The sequence below is a fragment of the Neobacillus sp. K501 genome, assembly GCF_053749995.1.
The window spans coordinates 171286-188941 of the sequence record NZ_JBSLYA010000002.1; the positions used below are offsets into that span (position 1 = coordinate 171286).

Consider the following 17656-nt stretch of genomic DNA (forward strand, 5'->3'; position numbering starts at 1 on the left):
GTATGAATAGTATGGACAAAAATTTTTTCTTTACTAAAAAAAAAGACCGTATGAATCAGAGATCCATACGGTCTTTCATTTGCTGCAGTATCTTTTTTTCTAGTCTTGAAACTTGTACCTGAGAAATTCCCAGTCTTAGAGCTACTTCCGATTGTGTTTGGTCTTTGTAATAGCGTAAATAAACAATGAGACGCTCACGTTCATCTAATTCACGGATCGCTTCTTTTAAGGCGATCTTATCAAACCATTTTCCTTCATTTCCATCATCAATTTGATCTAACAAAGTAATTGGATCACCGTCATTTTCATAAACTGTCTCATGAATCGAAGAAGGTGTCCTGCTTGCTTCTTGTGCGAGGATTACATCCTCAGGGGAAAGCTCAAGATACTCTGATATCTCATTAATGGTTGGAATTCTGCCATAGGTTTTCGATAATTCATCCTTGGCTTTTCTAATTCGATTACCCATTTCTTTGAGTGAACGGCTGACCTTTACCGTACCATCATCACGAATAAACCTTTGGATTTCGCCAATTATCATCGGAACTGCGTAAGTAGAAAACTTTACATCATAGGATAAATCAAATTTATCTACTGATTTAAGCAGTCCAATACATCCAATCTGAAAAAGGTCATCTGGATCATAGCCTCTATTTAAAAATCGCTGGACAACGGACCAGACAAGACGCATATTTTTCTCAACAATTAAATCTCTTGCTTGTTGATCTCCGTCTTGGCTCTTTTTTATGAGTTCCTTAACCTCATGGTCCTTTAGATACGTGTGACTTTTATCGTTTTTGACCTCCACATCCATCGGCAAGTCTCCTTAATTGCACAGCATTTTGCGGGATTGTAAATTCTTTCTTAATCTTACTTCTGTTCCTTTACCTGGCTGCGCAAGAACCTCTACCTCATCCATGAAATTCTCCATGATGGTGAATCCCATACCAGACCTTTCTAAATCTGGCTTCGTTGTAAATAAAGGCTGGCGGGCTTCCTCAACATCTAGAATGCCTAGTCCTTCATCCTTAATCGAAATATCTACTAAACTATCCTCAATCGTAACTTGAATATAAACAATCCCATTTGGATTATTTTCATATCCATGAATGATCGAATTCGTTACTGCTTCAGAAACAACTGTTTTAATTTCTGTCAGTTCATCCATCGTGGGATCTAGTTGAGCAATAAAGGCTGCAACGGTAACACGGGCAAATGATTCATTTTGACTTAAAGCACTAAATTGAAGACTCATTTGATTCTTCATAATTAGGCCACCCCCAATCTTTGCAATGCAAACTCTTCTGTCGGTTCTAGCTTGATAATTTTAAATAATCCCGACATATCGAATAATCTTTGTATTGCAGGGGAAATCGCACATACAACCATCTCGCCATGTACCTGTTTTATTTGCTTGTATCTGCCTAAAATAACGCCTAGTCCTGAACTATCCATAAACGAAAGTTGTTCCAAATTTAAAACTATATGACGGATTTCATTTCTTTCAATTGCCGTAGCTGCTTGTTCACGAAGGTCATCCGCGGTATGATGATCTAATTCACCACTTAAACGTATGCATAAAACATCATGTTTTATTTCCATTTCAATGTTAAGACTCACTATCCATAGCCTCCTTCATCTGGTATAGTGAGTCAATTCGTTAAAGAAGTAAATATCTCCTTCTATCTAGACAAAACTAGTTGTGATTTGCTAAAAAAAGTATCGTTTCGACAACGAAAAGCGGAAGTAGCTTGATCAAGGTACTAAAGATCGAGAAAATTACTTTCCTGCTTTTGTAAACATTCCAAATGAGCGCTTATAAAGCGTCCACCAGCCTGCTTCTTTAACATCATTTTTTGCTACAAGTGGACTTTCTAGGACAACTTTTCCATCTTTCATGAAATGAATGGAACCAATCTCATCACCCTTTTTGATTGGAGCATCAAGGTCCTTATTTAGGGTAATTTTTTGTTTGACTCCATCTGTTTTCTCACCTTTTTTTGTAAGTAGGGAAAGCGGTTCACTCGTTACTGCCTCTACATTTTTGTTTTCTCCCTTACTTACCTTGGCTTGGCCAATCGTCTCATTCCGCTTAAACATCGGATGTGTTTGATACTGGGCAAAAGCGAAATTTAACATCTTTGTCACTTGGGCATTTCTTTCTTTCGAAGTAGGAGCACCAAAAACTACAGCAATCACTCGCATCCCATCTTTTTGGGCGGTTGCCGTTAAACAATATTTGGCTTCTGCAGTGAACCCTGTTTTCAGTCCATCCACACCAGGATAAAACCGAACTAATTTATTCGTATTAACCAGCCAGAACTTATTATCGGTATTTTCCCGAAGATAGGCTTCATACGTACCTGTAAATTTAGTAATATCTTCATATTTCAATAATTCTTTTGCCATAATGGCCATGTCATAGGCAGAACTAAAATGCTCGCCTGCTGGAAGACCTGTTGTATTTTTAAAAACCGTATCCTTTAGCCCTAACTCTTTGACTTTTGCATTCATCATGTCAACAAACGCTTCTTCTGAACCAGCAATTTTTTCTGCCATTGCCACTGAAGCATCATTTCCTGAACCAATTGCAATTCCTTGCAGCATTTGTTTTGTTGTCATTTCTTCTCCGGGCTCAAGGAATATTTGTGATCCACCCATGGAAGCAGCATACTCACTTGTACGGACTTTTTCATCCCAAGTAAGCTTGCCCTGATCAATTGCTTCCATAATTAGAAGCATCGTCATTATTTTGGTCATACTTGCTGGCGGGAGCTTTTCTTTACTGTTCTTTTCATATAAAACTTGACCTGTATCACGCTCAATTAATATGGCTGATCTGACATTTTCAGTAATATCAGCGCTGGGATTTTCTTCAGCAGATACCGATGGAATCCATATACTTGATAAAAGCAAGGTTATTACTAGTAAAGATATATAGCGTTTCATTCACATAACCCTCCATTCTTTATATAGATTCCATTTTTTCCAAATCAACCAACTTTATACAATAATTACCACTATCTTTCAAATAAAAAAATCCAGGGAAATTTCCCTGGATTTTGAATAGGTTATTCAGTTATTTCTCCGTGGATTAAAATTGGTGCCTCCACTTTCGCAGCAGATACCTTAATATTTTCATATAGCTTTTCTTTCACTTCACTAACATCTTCAAAGTTACTATATAACGTTACTAATGATTCACCTTTTTTCACTTGGTCGCCGATTTTCTTTCTTAAAACAAGTCCAACAGCTAAATCAATTACAGATTCCTTTGTCGCTCTGCCTGCACCCAAGATCATTGCTGCGGTACCCACTTCATCGGCTACAATCTCGGATACATAGCCATCTTCCATCGCTTCAAGCTCAAAAGTATATTTCGCCTGCGGCATTTTAGAAGGATCATCCACAATGGAAGCATCTCCGCCTTGAGAACTTAGGAATACCTTTAATTTTTCAAGTGCAGAACCGTCTTTGATTACATTTTCCAGCATTGTTCTTGCATCTGCTAGTGAACCAGCTTTTTCAGCTAAGTAAACCATATGACTTCCAAGTGTTAAGCATAGCTCTGTTAAGTCCTCTGGTCCTTCACCTTTTAATGTATCGATTGCTTCCTTGACTTCAAGGGCATTTCCGATTGCAAAACCAAGCGGCTGACTCATGTCAGAAATAACGGCCATTGTTCTTCGGCCAACATTATTACCGATTCCAACCATCGCTTTAGCTAATGCCTTTGAGTCATCCAATGTTTTCATAAATGCACCAGCACCGGTTTTTACATCGAGAACAATCGCATCCGCACCAGCAGCAATTTTTTTACTCATAATCGAACTTGCAATTAACGGAATGCTATCAACAGTCGCTGTAACATCTCTTAAGGCATAAAGCTTTTTGTCTGCAGGGGTTAAATTGCCACTCTGGCCAATGACAGCAATCTTGTTTTTATTAACAAGATCAATAAATTCATCATTTTCGATTTCCACGTGGAAGCCTTTCACTGCTTCTAATTTATCAATCGTACCACCAGTATGACCAAGACCGCGGCCAGACATTTTCGCTACAGGCACTCCAAGTGCTGCCACAAGAGGACCAAGGACTAGTGTAGTCGTATCACCTACACCACCTGTAGAATGCTTGTCTACTTTAATTCCTTCAATTTGTGATAAATCAATTTGGTCACCAGATTCAACCATCGCTAATGTTAAATCTGCTCTTTCTTTTTCTGTCATTCCTTTAAAAAAGACGGCCATTGTAAAAGCACTTACTTGATAGTCAGGAATAGAACCATCTGTGTATCCATTGACAATATATTTAATTTCTTCAGTTGTTAGTTCTAATCCATCTCTCTTTTTCTCTATTAAGTCGACCATTCTCATGCTTCTTCACCACTTTACTAATATTATTTCGCAATGCTGCTAACAATTTCTTTGATATATAATAAGAAGTTTGCTTTGACTCTTTCCGTTGTTTCAATCACTTCATCATGAGTTAGTGGCTGGTCAAGAATTCCTGCCGCCATATTTGAAATACAAGAAATACCAAGTACTTTCATTCCGCTATGACGAGCAACAATTACCTCAGGCACTGTTGACATCCCAACAGCATCGCCTCCAAGTGTTCTAACCATGCGAACTTCTGCAGGTGTTTCATATACCGGACCAGGATTTCCGAAATATACACCTTCTTTTATGTTCATGTTCAATCGTCCAGCAATTTCTTTTGCCTGTGCGCTTAATTCTTTTGAATATGCTTCTGACATATCTGGGAAACGAGCACCTAGCTTAGAATCATTCGGGCCAATTAACGGGTTCGTACCCATAAAATTAATGTGATCCGTAATGATCATCAAATCTCCGGCTTCAAAGCTTTCATTTACTCCGCCCGCTGCATTTGTCACGATCAGCATACTAACGCCAAGTTCTTTCATTACACGTACAGGAAAGGTAACTTTCTCCATACTATAACCCTCATAAAAGTGAAAACGACCTTGCATCGCAACCACTTCAACACCATTCAATAGACCAAAGACAAGCTGTCCTGCATGTCCTTCTACGGTTGAGACAGGGAAGTCTGGAATCTCGTTATAAGGAATCTTAACTGGATTTTCAATTTCATCTGCCAATACACCTAGTCCTGATCCTAAAATTAATCCAACTTTTGGTGTGGATGAATATTTCTCTTTTAAAAAGCTTACTGCATTTTGAATTTTCGCTATCATCGTCTTAATCCTCCCGCTTATTTCAATTCGTTTAAGAAGCTTTTCCCGTAGTTCGGCATTTTCACTTTAAAGTTTTCAGCAACCGTTGCTCCAATGTCTGCAAATGTTTCTCGTAAAGGAAGCTCTTTTCCTTCTGCCATTTGTTTCGAATAAACAAGTAATGGAACATATTCACGAGTATGATCAGTACCTGGTGCAACAGGATCATTACCATGATCGGCTGTAATGATAAGTAAATCCGTTTCTTTCATTTTCGAAAATACTTCTGGTAACCTTGCATCATATTCTTCTAATGCTTTTCCATAGCCCTCTGGATCACGACGATGTCCATATAAGGCATCAAAATCAACTAAATTTAAGAAACTGATACCAGTAAAGTCCATATCTAAGGTTTCTACTAATTTGTCCATTCCATCCATATTCGAAATGGTCCGAAGTGATTGTGTTACACCTTCACCATCATAAATATCAGAGATTTTTCCGATTGCAATGACATCTAAACCTGCATCCTTCATCTCGCTCATAACGGTACGATCAAATGGTTTTAACGCATAATCATGACGATTTGGAGTTCGTTTAAAGTTTCCTGGTTCTCCTAAGAATGGGCGGGCTATGACACGGCCAACCATGTATTTTTCATCCAATGTAAGTTCACGAGCAATTTTACAAATTTTATATTGCTCTTCAATCGGAATAATCTCTTCATGCGCAGCAATTTGAAGCACGGAATCAGCAGAGGTATATACAATTAACGCCCCTGTTTTCATATGCTCTTCACCAAGTTCATCAAGGATTTCCGTTCCACTTGCTGGCTTATTTCCAATTATTTTTCTTCCTGTACGTTTTTCTAACTCAGAAACAAGTTCATCAGGGAACCCATCAGGAAAGACTTGGAAAGGCGTTTGGATATTTAGACCCATAATTTCCCAGTGTCCTGTCATTGTATCCTTTCCATTAGAAGCTTCCATCATCTTTGTATAGAACGCTAATGGCTTTTCTGCCTTTTCAATTCCCTTAATTTCGTTGATATTGCTTAAACCAAGTTTCCCCATGTTTGGCATCTTAAGACCGTTCATTCTTTCAGCAATATGACCGAGAGTATCGGCACCTTTATCTCCAAATCTCTCTGCATCAGGTGCTTCTCCAATTCCAACCGAGTCCATTACGATCAGAAAAATACGGCTATATGTATTATCCGCCATCGAGTCTTCCTCCTTTATCTAAAAAAATCAAAATAGGTTGATAACGTTTGCAAATCTTCGAAACATTCCACATTGGATATGTTTCCCTGTATGAATGGAGAATATGATATGAAATATTTCGTTAATGTCAGAAGTCTGACCTCCTTATTTTACTATATGTTTGAAGAAATACAAGAAAAAAACTGTCATATATATGACAGCTTTTTGAATTTTAAAGCGGAAGCGCCTTGTCCAGGGGAGACAGGCATAAGACGAGCCGGCGAAAAGGTCGTTCTTTGACCTTCTTGACGGATTGTACGAAATGTGGAGGCGACTGTTATGGGACGAAGGCGTAAGACGCACCGTGCAAAAAGGCGCTTTTTGCCTTTTTCATGGGGTGACTTACGACTCGAGTCCCAAGGAGCCGAAACTAGACAAGCTTATGACCCGAGCCCCTAGGCGCTGGAACTATACAGTTTTCTAAGTTAAGATTCCTTTTTTTATATTACACTAAACTATAATTCTATTAAGCTCGAGGATGAAATTTACTATAAACATCCTTTAACCTCGTTTTGGTTACTTGTGTATAGATTTGTGTTGTCGAGATATCCGCATGACCTAACATTTCCTGGACAGCTTTTAGGTCAGCCCCGTTTTCTACAAGATGTGCGGCAAAAGAGTGGCGAAGCGTATGCGGCGTGAGTTCAACAGCAATTCCTGCCTCTGCAGTCAACTTCTTTAAAATTTTCCAAAATCCCTGTCGAGTTAATCTTTTCCCCTGATGGTTCAGGAATAATGCATCATCCCTATTTTTTTTTGTAATAAAATCTGCTCTTCCATGGTCAATATAGTTTTTTATTGCTTCTGATGCTGTTCTTCCCACAGGGATAATTCGCTCTTTATTTCCTTTTCCGATGACTCGAACAAAGCCCATTGTTAAATGGACATGATCGACATCAATATTAATAAGTTCGCTGACACGAATACCTGTTGCATAAAGGAGCTCCAGCATCGCCTTATCTCTTAGCCCGAAATGACCTTCCTGGTTAGGAGCGTCTAATAGCTTCTCAACTTCCTGCATACTTAAAACTTTTGGAATTGATCTTTCTGATTTGGGTGTTTCAATAAGGACGGTTGGATCTTGTTCCACAGCCTTTTCCCTTAATAAGAATTGATGAAAGGCACGAACAGATGCCACATGTCGTGCGAGTGTTTTTGCTGATTTTCCTTGCTCTTTTAAAAAACTTAGAAAATGAACGATCTGAAATCGTTGAACGTCATTGAATGTTTCGATTGTTTCCACGTTTCGCAAATAGTGGATATAGCTTTTTAAATCGCGTTCATACGACAACACGGTATTTTGGGCTAATCCTTTTTCAACGAGCATAAAATCCATAAAATTTTTCAAATAATCTTCCATTGGTTAATTACTCCCCATTTAAGTAAAACAATATCAGCCGATCCAGCCAGAGCGGGTTCTCTTCTTTTGAGGAAGTCGATACCTTCAAGGCAGTTCCTTCCGGTGCATCATAGCGATGATAATTTTGATACTCTTCATTTACCCACATAATACCATAGTAAAAGAGAATCGTGCATCCAGTGAATATGATAAAAACCTTTAAGGTTTGCATGACAATTTTGATAAAAGAAAGCATACTACTTCCCCCAAACAGATGTTAATAGTAAAAGATATGCCAATTTGTCCAAGTTTTATACCTGAAACATCTGTATAGTCGGAGTTTTTCCAAAAGAAAAAAGCCCTTTTTTTGTGTAAAAGGACTTTATCTATTATTCAGCTTGTTCTTCTGTATCTTCCTTATCATGACAGCGATAGCAGATTCCGTGGAAGGTTAACCGATGGTCTTTTATTTTAAAGTTCCATCTTCGTTCTACCACAGCTTCAACATCTTCAAGTAAATCCTCTTGAATTTCATCGACTGCCCCGCATTCAATACAAACAAGATGATGATGAAAATGTGCTGCCCCTTCTTGACGAAGGTCATAGCGTGAAACACCATCACCAAAATTAATTTTATCAACAATTTTTAATTCAGTTAGCAATTCCAGAGTTCGATATACAGTTGCTAAACCAATCTCCGGCGATTTCTCTTTAACGAGGAGGTATACATCTTCTGCGCTTAAATGATCCTCTTCATGTTCTAACAATACCCTAACGGTAGCTTCCCGTTGAGGCGTCAGCTTGTAGCTTGATGAATGCAACTGTTTCTTTATTCTCTCGATTCTCGTTTCCATCCCGAAATCCCTCCCTCGCCACTGCTAATTTTCATTATAACAGATGACAAAAGAGATTAAAAATAAAATTATTATAAACAAGATTTGATATTTATTTTCATATAATAATTATTATAGATTAAGCGATCCCATCATCGTTTTCATCAGCCAAGGTGAAACATATGCCTCAATCCCTGATGCAGCAGAAATAAAGATGACGGCTGCAATAAAGGTAAAAATGTAACCCTTAAACAATGGCAAAATTGGCTGACCGTATTTTTTAAAAAACTGAATTTTAATCATTCTTAATGAGAATATAACGGAAATGGCTGCCATTAAGATGAAAATGGGAATGATAATCAAATTTTGCGGTAAAATTGAGACAATGGCCAGCAAAAACCCTTTCCAGCCCATTTGACTTACAAGAAATCCAACCGTAAAGCCAACGACCATTCCTTTAATAAATAGGACAATGAGGATGACTGGAAGGCCAATGATAGAAATTCCGAGAATCCAAATCAACCCAATGAATTTACTGTTATGAAGAAAACTCTGCAAAAATAGGTCACTGCTACCTGCTGTTTTCTCATTTAAAATTTGCCCAAAGAATTGTGACAAATAATAGAATAAATCTTGCTTCTGAGTAATGCTCATACTATTAACGACAATGGCGCCAAAGATGACACCCATCAAAAATAGAATAACAATAAATAAAAAAATCGAGGAATGTTCACGTAAATAACTGGCGGCATCGTTAGGGTACAATCGTTTCTTCATTTGCGAATCCTCCTACTTCTATCTGGTCAAGTTAATACATTCTATGCTTGTCTAGTATTTCTATGACCATAAATTAGTAGATTATCAGAAAAGCGCAAGCGCCTTGTTCAGGGGCGACAGGCATAAGACGAGCCGGCGAGAAGGTTGCTTTTTAACCTTCTTGACGGATTGACCGAAAAGTGGAGGCGACTGCCCTGGGACGCAGGCGTAAGACGCCCACTGAAAGAAGGCGCTTTTTGCCTTCATTCAGTGGGCGGCTTACGACTCGAGTCCCAAGGAGCCGGAACTAGACAAGCTTATGACCCGAGCCCCTAGGCGCTGGAGCTGGACAATTCTCAAAGTCGAAATTTTGCTTTCTTTATCTTACAAAGAAAAAACCTGGCAGCCAATCTGATGCCAGGTTTTTGAAGTTACTCTGCGATTTTCCCGTATTTTCCACCGCCACCAGCGGCTAGATTGACTTTTCCCATCCTTGCTTTCATGATGAGATCAGCAATTTTTGCTGGAACAACCTCCTTTAATGCTTCATCAGGCACTTCATGTAAAATCGCCATTTCTGAGCCAAAATGATTTACTAGCTTTTCAAGCAGCTTCGGCCCTAAACCTGGGATGAATTCAAGCGGCACTTGATGAACATAAGGCGGGCGTCCCTCTGGACTCTCCTCCGCTGTTTTCAGTTCAAGAATGCGGTCAGCTACACCTTTAATGATTTTTTTATTACCACATTGAAGACAAATTTGCTCCACATCCGCTGAAGGATGCAAACATTCTGCGCAAACCGTTTTATGATATTTGCCCAATAATGGATCAAGTCCATAGTTGGCGATAATATGCCTGCCATCCTCCTGTCTTAATGCTTTACCTAATTCTTTAAATGTTGGCTCTTCCATTGCAACAACTTGATATTCACGGGCAATTTTTGCTAAAGAATGGGCGTCTGAATTTGTCACAAAAGTATAATCATGTAATTCTTTTATCTGATCCGCCATCATCGTATTTGAGCTCAATCCCAGCTCGATACCATCAATCATTGCTGGGTCAAAGACTTCTGTTAACGAAGCTTTCACACCTTTACCATATAGACTTTTAAAAGGGGTGAACACATGAGCAGGAATAAAGATTCCACCTAACTCCTTCACCTTTGCCTGCAATGCCAGCCCGGATGCATAGATCCGCTGTGAACTTAATTGAACATTTTTTAAATTACCGGACAGCCAATAAGAGAATTCTCTCATAATTGGAATCGTAGGAAAATAGCAGAGCACATGAATTGGCCCGCCACATTGTTCATCGTAAATCTCTAATTCTGATCCTGGAATAACCGTCAAATCACCAAAAGTCAATCCTCCATCTGGATGCTCGGAAATTTCTCCGCTCGACACGAGACTCTCCATTTCAAGAATGACTTCTGGTGAATGACTATCAATGATCCCGACCATGTTCAGCCCTTTTTCATGCCGCGCATGCTCAATAATATTTGTAAACGTTAAGGATTTTGCACCAGTGATTTTTACCGGTTTTCCCGTCCACGTTCTGCCGATATGAATATGTAAATCTACATAGAAGCGTTTCATTTTTTCCCTAACGCCTCTTGTAATTGTAAATATTGAACTGCGTAGGCCGTTTTGGCATCATAAATTTTTTGTTCCTTCACATATTGAATGGCTTCAGCCAATGTTAATTCTTCAAGGTTTACAAACTCATCTTCATCAAGTGCTGCTGCATTTTCCTTTTTTGTTAAACCTTTGGCGACATACAGATGAACGATTTCATCAGCAAAGCCCGGGGAAGTATAAAAAGAAAGTAACAATTCAAGGCTTTCACATTCATACCCAGTCTCTTCCTCTAATTCCCGACGCGCACAAAGAGCCGGTTCTTCACCCTTCTCAAGCTTGCCAGCTGGTATTTCAACAATGGTTCGTTCCAGTGCTTTACGATATTGCTCAACCATGACGATTTTATTGTCATCGGTGATGGCCAATACGGCTACGGCACCAGGATGCTTTATTATTTCTCGTTTCGACTGCTTTCCATTTGGCAGTTCAACATCTTGTAAATGGAGACTAATCACTTTCCCTGAAAAAAGTTCTTCACTATGTATCGTTTTTTCTTCAAGATTGCTCATTTGTTTCACTCCTTGTTCTAACCCGATATGTGATCCTCATACATTTTACCATACTTAAAATGGAGGGGTATGTATGGAGGGGTATGTATGAAGGTGTACGTCCATGAGAAAGGAATTATCCTTACTGGAAAAGGCTGGGAGATTCTACAAAAACTTAAGGAATACAATAAAGAATATGAAACCGTTTCGGATTGGGTAAAAAATGTCGCTAAAAAATAAAGGCCAACCGTTTGTAGTTTTCCCCGTTCTTCTTTTAAAATGATAGAAAGAATGGGGTGATTTATTTGAAAAAAAGAAAACTCGGAAGCTCAGATTTATTCGTAACCGAACTAGGGTTAGGCTGTATGTCAATTGGAACAGAGGAGAAATCCGCTAGAGTGCTCATTGAAACGGCATTGGATGAAGGGATTAATTATTTTGACACAGCGGATTTATACGATTTTGGTAAAAATGAAAAACTAGTTGGGCGAGCCCTAAAAGAAGTGCGTCAAAAGGTGGTAATTGCCACAAAGGTCGGTAATCGCTGGAACTCAGAGCAAAGCGGCTGGTCTTGGGATCCTTCGAAAGCATACATAAAGGAAGCTGTTAAACAAAGTCTTAATCGGCTCGGCACCGATTACATCGATCTTTATCAACTTCATGGTGGTACGATTGATGATCCGATTGAGGAAACAATTGAAGCTTTTGAGGAATTGAAAGCAGAAGGAATTATCCGCTATTATGGTATCTCGTCGATTCGTCCTAATGTCATTCGTGAGTATGTAAAGAAGTCTAGTATTGTGTCAGTGATGATGCAATATAGTATTTTAGATCGTCGGCCGGAAGAAGAGGCAATACCGCTGCTTCAGGAACACGGAATCGGCGTTGTCACCCGTGGCCCTCTTGCAAAAGGGCTTTTAAGTGACAAAATGCTAGAGAAGATTGCTGAAAAGGGGTATCAAGACTATAGCCGGCAGGAATTACTTGATGTTTTACCTATGCTACAGGAGAAACTAGCATCCGATCGGTCATTTATGGAAGTCGCTCTTCAGTATAATCTAGCAAATCCGGCTGTTGCCTCTGTTGTTGCTGGTGCGAGCAGTCCAGAACAAATCCGAAATAATGCCCGTGCTGTTAAAAGTAACAGACTGACAGCAAAAGAAATTTCTGTTATACAGAAACTATCAAAAGCAAACATTTATCAAGATCATCGATAATAGGAGAGCCCATTCGGCTCCCCTATTTAAATTCCTTCCAATTCATCCCGCTCTCGTTTAATAACTCTTCGAATGATTTGTTTTTCTCTTTTAAGCGGCGCTCTTCCCTCTTTCTTTGCTCTTCCGCTTCTTTCCGGCGGTCTGCTTCTGCCTTAAGCTGTTCTTGCTGTTCCTTTAATTGCTTCATTAAATCCGGATTAATCATATCCTTAAGCGTTAACGCTGAATCGTCCTTTTTGGGTTTAGATTGATAGTTTTGTTTCGATTTCTTTTTCATTTGGGACACCTCTAAATCAAGTTTTCAATTTGTATTATATCATAATGAAAAAGCAGGCTAGTTCTACTTAGCCCGCTTTTTCATTATGCCAATTCCACTACTGTTGCGACTCCTTGGCCACCGCCAATACAGAGTGTAGCCAGGCCAGTTTTTGCCTTTCTTCGCTTCATTTCGTGGATGAGCGTGACTAAAACTCTTGCTCCACTTGCCCCAATCGGATGCCCAAGAGCGATAGCACCACCATTCACATTCAAAATTTCTTTATTAAAATGAAGTTCTCTATCTACTGCTAGCGATTGAGCGGCAAAGGCCTCATTTGCTTCAATTAATTCAATCTCTTCCAAAGAAACAGCTGCTTTTTCAAGAACTTTTTTTACCGCCGGTACAGGTCCGATTCCCATAATGCTTGGATCTACTCCGGCACTGGCATTGGCCTTGATCGTGACCAATGGTTTTAACCCAAGTTCATCTGCTTTCTTTTTGCTCATTACTACAACAGCAGCTGCCCCATCGTTAATACCGGATGAATTACCTGCTGTTACACTACCATCCTTCTTGAATGCCGGTCGTAATCCAGAAAGTTTTTCAGCCGTTGTTCCTTTCTTTGGATATTCATCCGTATCGAATACAAGGGGGTCTCCTTTTCGCTGCGGAATGATGACAGGTACGATTTCATCCTTAAATTTTCCTGCTTCAATGGCTTGAACGGCTTTCTCTTGGCTCCAAGCTGCAAATGTATCTTGTTCTTCTCGAGTTAGCCCATATTTCTCACAAAGATTTTCAGCTGTCATTCCCATATGATAGTTATTGAATGCACAATGGAGGCCATCCTCCAATAAGCTGTCGATTAATTTCTGGTCACCCATTTTAAAACCATCGCGGGCATTTTTCAAAAGAAACGGTGCCTGACTCATATTCTCCATTCCCCCGGCGACGACAATTTCCGCATCTCCAGCAATAATTGCTTGCGTGGCGAGGTGAACAGCTTTAAGTCCAGATCCACATAATTTATTTATCGTCATTGAGGAAACGCTTTCAGGAAGTCCCGCTTTTATCGCTGCTTGTCTTGCAGGATTTTGCCCAAGACCAGCCTGTAAAACATTCCCTAAAATAACCTCGTCAACTTGTTCAGGCTTTACTCCTGCTTGTTCGAGTGCCCCTTTGATAACAGTCGCCCCTAATTCTGGTGCCGATGTATTTTTTAAACTTCCATTAAAATTTCCAAGTGCCGTTCTAACTGCACTAACGATTACGACTTCAGCTCGGTTCATTATGTTCTCTCCCTTTCAAGCTTTTTCACTTCTACTATTTCTCTCACAGACATCAAAATTCCTCTTATTTTGTCAAAATTTAATCTATTCTTGCTTTTTCGAAATCGACACCTCTACAATGAAAGTATGAAGGCACAAGGGGGAAGATGATGCTTAATTTACCTAAAGATGTAACGATTGTTGAAGTGGGTCCGCGTGATGGGCTGCAAAATGAAAAGCAATTTGTACCGACTGAGATTAAAAAGGCGTTTATTACAGGATTAAGAAATGCCGGACTAAAGGAAATGGAACTAACTTCTTTTGTCTCACCAAAATGGGTGCCGCAAATGGCGGATGCGGCTGAAATTGTTCTCGATTGTCTTAAGCCAGATGCCCAGGACATTGTCCTTGCACCAAACCGTAAAGGCGTGGACCGGGTTTATTCCACCAATTGTAAAGCGGTCGCTGTTTTTGTCGGTGTCAGTAATACCTTTAATCAGAAAAATATTAATAAAACGACTGCGGATAGTATGAAGGAACTGAAACCGATTATTACGGAATTAAAGGAAAAGCACTATTTTGTTCGCGCTTGCATTTCGACTGCGTTCTATTGTCCTTACGAAGGAAAAATAAATGAGAAGGACACGATACAGTTGTGCCGAGAATTTGTTGAAGCTGGTGTTGATGAGTTAAGTGTTGCCGACACGATTGGGATGGCAGCACCAAATGAAGCCTACTCTTTGTTTTCAAAGTTGAAGTTGGAATTTCCTAAGATACTAATAACGGCTCATTTTCATGATACCCGCAAGCTCGCTCTAGCCAATATTTTAGCTTCACTACAGGCTGGGGTTGACCGCTTTGATACCTCTGCCGGCGGTCTAGGCGGCTGTCCGTTTGCTCCGGGTGCTTCCGGGAATGCTGCGACGGAAGATGTCGTTTATATGCTTGAAAGAATGGGGATTTCTACTGGTGTTGACCTTAGCAAGCTTGTGGATGCAATCGAAATTGTCCGTCCCCATTTATCGAGATCCATTGAAAGCGGCTATTACAAGCTTCATGCTTAAACCATGATGAATAATCAAACTCCTTGATAAGCATCTTATTAAAGAAACCACCTTGAAGGGAGTTTGAATGCTCATGAGCCAAAAAAGGGATAAAGGATACAGCCAAAAAGGGAAGGATTATGCAGAATCCGCCGGAACAGGAAAACGGATGATCGCTGCTGAAGAACTTGAAAAAGCTTTGCATCCGACCAAACGTCAGAATGCCGAACAATAAGAATGACACGAGAGCCGCTAATTGGAGTTAGCGGCTTTTTCATGGTAAAATTAGGAATAACGACAACCTTGTGAATGGTAGTCGACGAAAATAGAATCTGACATATTCTATACAATAGATACCTCGGGAGGTGAATGGATGAGAAGAGCTTTGCGGGTACTGTTTCTTTCCTTTTTATTTACATTTTCGTTAGGTATTTATTTTACCAATCGACTTATGTATATGAAAAAGAAGGATGAACTCTTTATTCTTAAGCGGGAAAAAGAAGCAGGCAGATTCGATCCTGAACAATTCAAATTACTTCCAAAGCGGGAGGTTACCATCCAATCTCCATTCGGCTACCCCATTAAAGCCTTACTGGTGGAGCCACATCAGTCCAACCGCTATATCATCATTTCTCACGGTGTAACAGAAACGAAAATCAATTCGATTAAATATATGAACCTTTTCTTAAAGCGAGGTTTCAACGCGATTATTTATGACCACCGGCGCCACGGTGAGTCTGGCGGAAAAACGACAAGCTTCGGTCACTATGAAAAGTTTGATTTAAAGGCAGTCATAGCTTGGCTGAAAAAAGAGAAAGGGTCCAGTCTGTTACTTGGAATCCATGGGGAATCAATGGGGGCTGCAACCATGCTTCTGTATGCAGGAATGCTTGAAGATGGAGCAGATTTTTATATTGCCGACTGCCCGTTTTCTGATTTAAAGGAACAAGTTTCCTATCAATTAAAGAAAGATTTCAAGGTAATCCCTTCCCTGTTAATTCCGATAGCAGATTTAATTCTGCGTTTTCGCGACAAATATTCGATCCGCCATGTTTCACCTATTTCAGTAATTAAAAATATTCATCATCCGATTCTGTTTATTCATAGTGAACATGATGATTTTATCTTACCAGCCATGACACAGGAACTTTATGAGCAAAAACAAGGTCCGAAGATGTTGTATCTAGCGGCTAAAGGCAGGCACGCCCAATCCTATAATGAAAATCCAGAAGAGTATGAAAGAATGATTGATAAGTTTTTATTAACTTATGTAGAGCGCAGCTAGAAGCATTTTTCATAAGAAAACAGACTGTCCATTTGGATCAGTCTGTTTTTATAATCATGCTCATGCGCCCATTCAAAATTTGTCCTGGACTTTTTAATTGAAAGGAATTAGCCTCACGGGAAAAATCAATCGTCATTTGGTCATCAAAGAAAACCGTTTTTGCTTTTTCAATATAAACCGGCTGACTATTTGTCTCAATTCTCACATCGTCCTCATCCACGTCTGGTACAAACCACAAGGCAATTACTCCGCTTACTGCACATCCGCAGCCTTCTGTGTCATATTTTAGTTTTAAGAAACCTTTTTTCCCCTCGGTTCTCTCATTAATTTTCTCTGCTGCCGCTGGTGTCATCTTAATCTCCATGTTTATAACCCCCTTTTTTGGCATATCATGTATTGTATCATATGACATGATTGATGCTAGTTTTTAGCTCACTGCATTATTAAAAAAAGGGGGACAGTTTTATGTCTAAAGTTCAAATAAAAGTAAACGATAATGGATCATTAAGAATTTCTGGTGATGTTGAATTACTTGATGGCGAAGGTAATGTTTATCAAACGAAGCCAAGCTTTTCTCTTTGCCGCTGCGGATTGTCAAACAACAAACCATTCTGTGATGGCTCCCATAAAGGGAAATTTGAATCCCAGGTTCGCGTTTCTAAATAAGATTAGATGTTTAAGAGCGGCTTTCCGGTATGGTGCCGCTCTTTTCATGCATCCGTCAGCCGGATATCGATAATATCAATTATCGGGATACGATGAACTTCTTCGAAACGGTCTATGACATGAAGCTTTTGTCCGAGTTCATTCCAGTAATGGATTTTACCAATCACAATTTCATAATGTTGATGTCGATAATGGGTAATCGTCACGAACTGATCAAATTCGATTGCTTCTGATAAGGTCTCATTCATCATTTCTAATTGCTGTTCATCCATTTCTTTTTTCTGTTCGTATTGATCTTCCTTTACCCAATCTCTAAGCATTTTAACATGCTCAGGAAGCATCATTGATGTCCATTTGATTCTGCCACGATCGCGAATCATGCGCTCTGCCCCCTTTTCTTGTCCAG

At 39.5% G+C, this 17656-nt stretch carries 23 protein-coding genes; 6 read left to right on the forward strand and 17 right to left on the reverse strand.

Features of this window, described 5'->3' with window-relative positions; translation table 11 throughout:
* Nucleotides 1–55: 55 nt before the first annotated feature.
* The 13 genes from sigF to ACWM35_RS05390 form a co-directional block, all read right to left on the reverse strand.
* On the reverse strand, nucleotides 56–814 hold the full coding sequence (sigF, locus tag ACWM35_RS05330; RefSeq protein ID WP_454816189.1) for an RNA polymerase sporulation sigma factor SigF: 759 nt from the start codon (nucleotides 812–814) through the stop codon (nucleotides 56–58).
* A 12-nt stretch (nucleotides 815–826) separates the two neighbouring features.
* Nucleotides 827–1267, reverse strand: a complete 441-nt coding sequence (spoIIAB, locus tag ACWM35_RS05335; protein WP_454816191.1) for an anti-sigma F factor — start codon at nucleotides 1265–1267, stop codon at nucleotides 827–829.
* Between the two features lie 2 nt (nucleotides 1268–1269).
* Nucleotides 1270–1620, reverse strand: coding sequence for an anti-sigma F factor antagonist (gene spoIIAA, locus ACWM35_RS05340; protein ID WP_454816193.1), 351 nt, complete (start codon nucleotides 1618–1620; stop codon nucleotides 1270–1272).
* Nucleotides 1621–1779: 159 nt separating this feature from the next.
* Nucleotides 1780–2949 (reverse strand): D-alanyl-D-alanine carboxypeptidase family protein, encoded by a 1170-nt coding sequence (locus tag ACWM35_RS05345; protein WP_454816195.1) that lies wholly within the window; start codon nucleotides 2947–2949, stop codon nucleotides 1780–1782.
* A 122-nt stretch (nucleotides 2950–3071) separates the two neighbouring features.
* The gene (locus ACWM35_RS05350) at nucleotides 3072–4376 is read right to left on the reverse strand and encodes a pyrimidine-nucleoside phosphorylase (protein WP_454816197.1); all 1305 of its coding nucleotides are present in this window, start codon (nucleotides 4374–4376) and stop codon (nucleotides 3072–3074) included.
* A 23-nt stretch (nucleotides 4377–4399) separates the two neighbouring features.
* Nucleotides 4400–5218 carry a purine-nucleoside phosphorylase gene (locus ACWM35_RS05355; RefSeq protein ID WP_454816199.1) on the reverse strand — a complete coding sequence of 273 codons (819 nt, stop codon included), beginning with the start codon at nucleotides 5216–5218 and terminating at the stop codon, nucleotides 4400–4402.
* Nucleotides 5219–5235: 17 nt separating this feature from the next.
* Nucleotides 5236–6420 (reverse strand): phosphopentomutase, encoded by a 1185-nt coding sequence (gene deoB, locus ACWM35_RS05360; RefSeq protein ID WP_454816201.1) that lies wholly within the window; start codon nucleotides 6418–6420, stop codon nucleotides 5236–5238.
* 505 nt (nucleotides 6421–6925) lie between these two features.
* The gene (gene xerD, locus ACWM35_RS05365) at nucleotides 6926–7819 is read right to left on the reverse strand and encodes a site-specific tyrosine recombinase XerD (RefSeq protein ID WP_454816203.1); all 894 of its coding nucleotides are present in this window, start codon (nucleotides 7817–7819) and stop codon (nucleotides 6926–6928) included.
* 7 nt (nucleotides 7820–7826) lie between these two features.
* Entirely contained in the window at nucleotides 7827–8054 is a 228-nt protein-coding gene (locus ACWM35_RS05370; RefSeq protein WP_454816205.1) for a YqzK family protein, read from the reverse strand.
* 133 nt (nucleotides 8055–8187) lie between these two features.
* Entirely contained in the window at nucleotides 8188–8652 is a 465-nt protein-coding gene (fur, locus tag ACWM35_RS05375; RefSeq protein WP_454816207.1) for a ferric iron uptake transcriptional regulator, read from the reverse strand.
* A 111-nt stretch (nucleotides 8653–8763) separates the two neighbouring features.
* A complete protein-coding gene (gene spoIIM, locus ACWM35_RS05380) occupies nucleotides 8764–9408 on the reverse strand; it encodes a stage II sporulation protein M (protein ID WP_454816209.1) in 645 nt (214 codons plus the stop codon).
* 410 nt (nucleotides 9409–9818) lie between these two features.
* Nucleotides 9819–10982 carry an endonuclease Q family protein gene (locus ACWM35_RS05385; RefSeq protein WP_454816210.1) on the reverse strand — a complete coding sequence of 388 codons (1164 nt, stop codon included), beginning with the start codon at nucleotides 10980–10982 and terminating at the stop codon, nucleotides 9819–9821.
* Complete coding sequence (locus ACWM35_RS05390; protein WP_454816212.1) at nucleotides 10979–11533, reverse strand: NUDIX hydrolase; 555 nt, start codon at nucleotides 11531–11533, stop codon at nucleotides 10979–10981. The genes ACWM35_RS05385 and ACWM35_RS05390 overlap by 4 nt, the downstream gene beginning before the upstream one ends.
* A gap of 87 nt (nucleotides 11534–11620) precedes the next feature.
* Here ACWM35_RS05390 and mciZ point away from each other — a divergent pair, with 87 nt between their 5' ends.
* The gene (gene mciZ / locus ACWM35_RS05395) at nucleotides 11621–11752 is read left to right on the forward strand and encodes a Z-ring formation inhibitor MciZ (protein WP_454816214.1); all 132 of its coding nucleotides are present in this window, start codon (nucleotides 11621–11623) and stop codon (nucleotides 11750–11752) included.
* A 65-nt stretch (nucleotides 11753–11817) separates the two neighbouring features.
* A complete protein-coding gene (locus ACWM35_RS05400; protein ID WP_454816216.1) occupies nucleotides 11818–12729 on the forward strand; it encodes an aldo/keto reductase in 912 nt (303 codons plus the stop codon).
* A 22-nt stretch (nucleotides 12730–12751) separates the two neighbouring features.
* Here the strand turns inward: ACWM35_RS05400 and ACWM35_RS05405 are convergent, their stop codons facing one another.
* Nucleotides 12752–13006 (reverse strand): YqkE family protein, encoded by a 255-nt coding sequence (locus tag ACWM35_RS05405; protein ID WP_454816218.1) that lies wholly within the window; start codon nucleotides 13004–13006, stop codon nucleotides 12752–12754.
* Nucleotides 13007–13089: 83 nt separating this feature from the next.
* A complete protein-coding gene (locus ACWM35_RS05410; RefSeq protein WP_454816220.1) occupies nucleotides 13090–14277 on the reverse strand; it encodes an acetyl-CoA C-acetyltransferase in 1188 nt (395 codons plus the stop codon).
* Between the two features lie 146 nt (nucleotides 14278–14423).
* Here ACWM35_RS05410 and ACWM35_RS05415 point away from each other — a divergent pair, with 146 nt between their 5' ends.
* From ACWM35_RS05415 to ACWM35_RS05425, 3 genes are all read left to right on the forward strand, one after another.
* On the forward strand, nucleotides 14424–15320 hold the full coding sequence (locus ACWM35_RS05415) for a hydroxymethylglutaryl-CoA lyase (protein ID WP_454816222.1): 897 nt from the start codon (nucleotides 14424–14426) through the stop codon (nucleotides 15318–15320).
* 73 nt (nucleotides 15321–15393) lie between these two features.
* Complete coding sequence (locus ACWM35_RS05420; protein WP_192649748.1) at nucleotides 15394–15534, forward strand: hypothetical protein; 141 nt, start codon at nucleotides 15394–15396, stop codon at nucleotides 15532–15534.
* A gap of 138 nt (nucleotides 15535–15672) precedes the next feature.
* Nucleotides 15673–16584, forward strand: coding sequence for an alpha/beta hydrolase (locus ACWM35_RS05425; protein WP_454816224.1), 912 nt, complete (start codon nucleotides 15673–15675; stop codon nucleotides 16582–16584).
* A gap of 37 nt (nucleotides 16585–16621) precedes the next feature.
* Here the strand turns inward: ACWM35_RS05425 and ACWM35_RS05430 are convergent, their stop codons facing one another.
* A complete protein-coding gene (locus tag ACWM35_RS05430) occupies nucleotides 16622–16948 on the reverse strand; it encodes an iron-sulfur cluster biosynthesis family protein (RefSeq protein ID WP_454816226.1) in 327 nt (108 codons plus the stop codon).
* Nucleotides 16949–17049: 101 nt separating this feature from the next.
* Between ACWM35_RS05430 and ACWM35_RS05435 the strand changes: the two genes are divergently transcribed.
* A complete protein-coding gene (locus ACWM35_RS05435; RefSeq protein ID WP_454816227.1) occupies nucleotides 17050–17250 on the forward strand; it encodes a CDGSH iron-sulfur domain-containing protein in 201 nt (66 codons plus the stop codon).
* Between the two features lie 44 nt (nucleotides 17251–17294).
* Here ACWM35_RS05435 and ACWM35_RS05440 read toward each other — a convergent pair whose 3' ends face one another.
* Nucleotides 17295–17630: a YolD-like family protein gene (locus tag ACWM35_RS05440; RefSeq protein WP_454816229.1), complete on the reverse strand. Its 336-nt coding sequence runs from the start codon at nucleotides 17628–17630 to the stop codon at nucleotides 17295–17297.
* Between the last annotated feature and the right edge of the window lie 26 nt (nucleotides 17631–17656).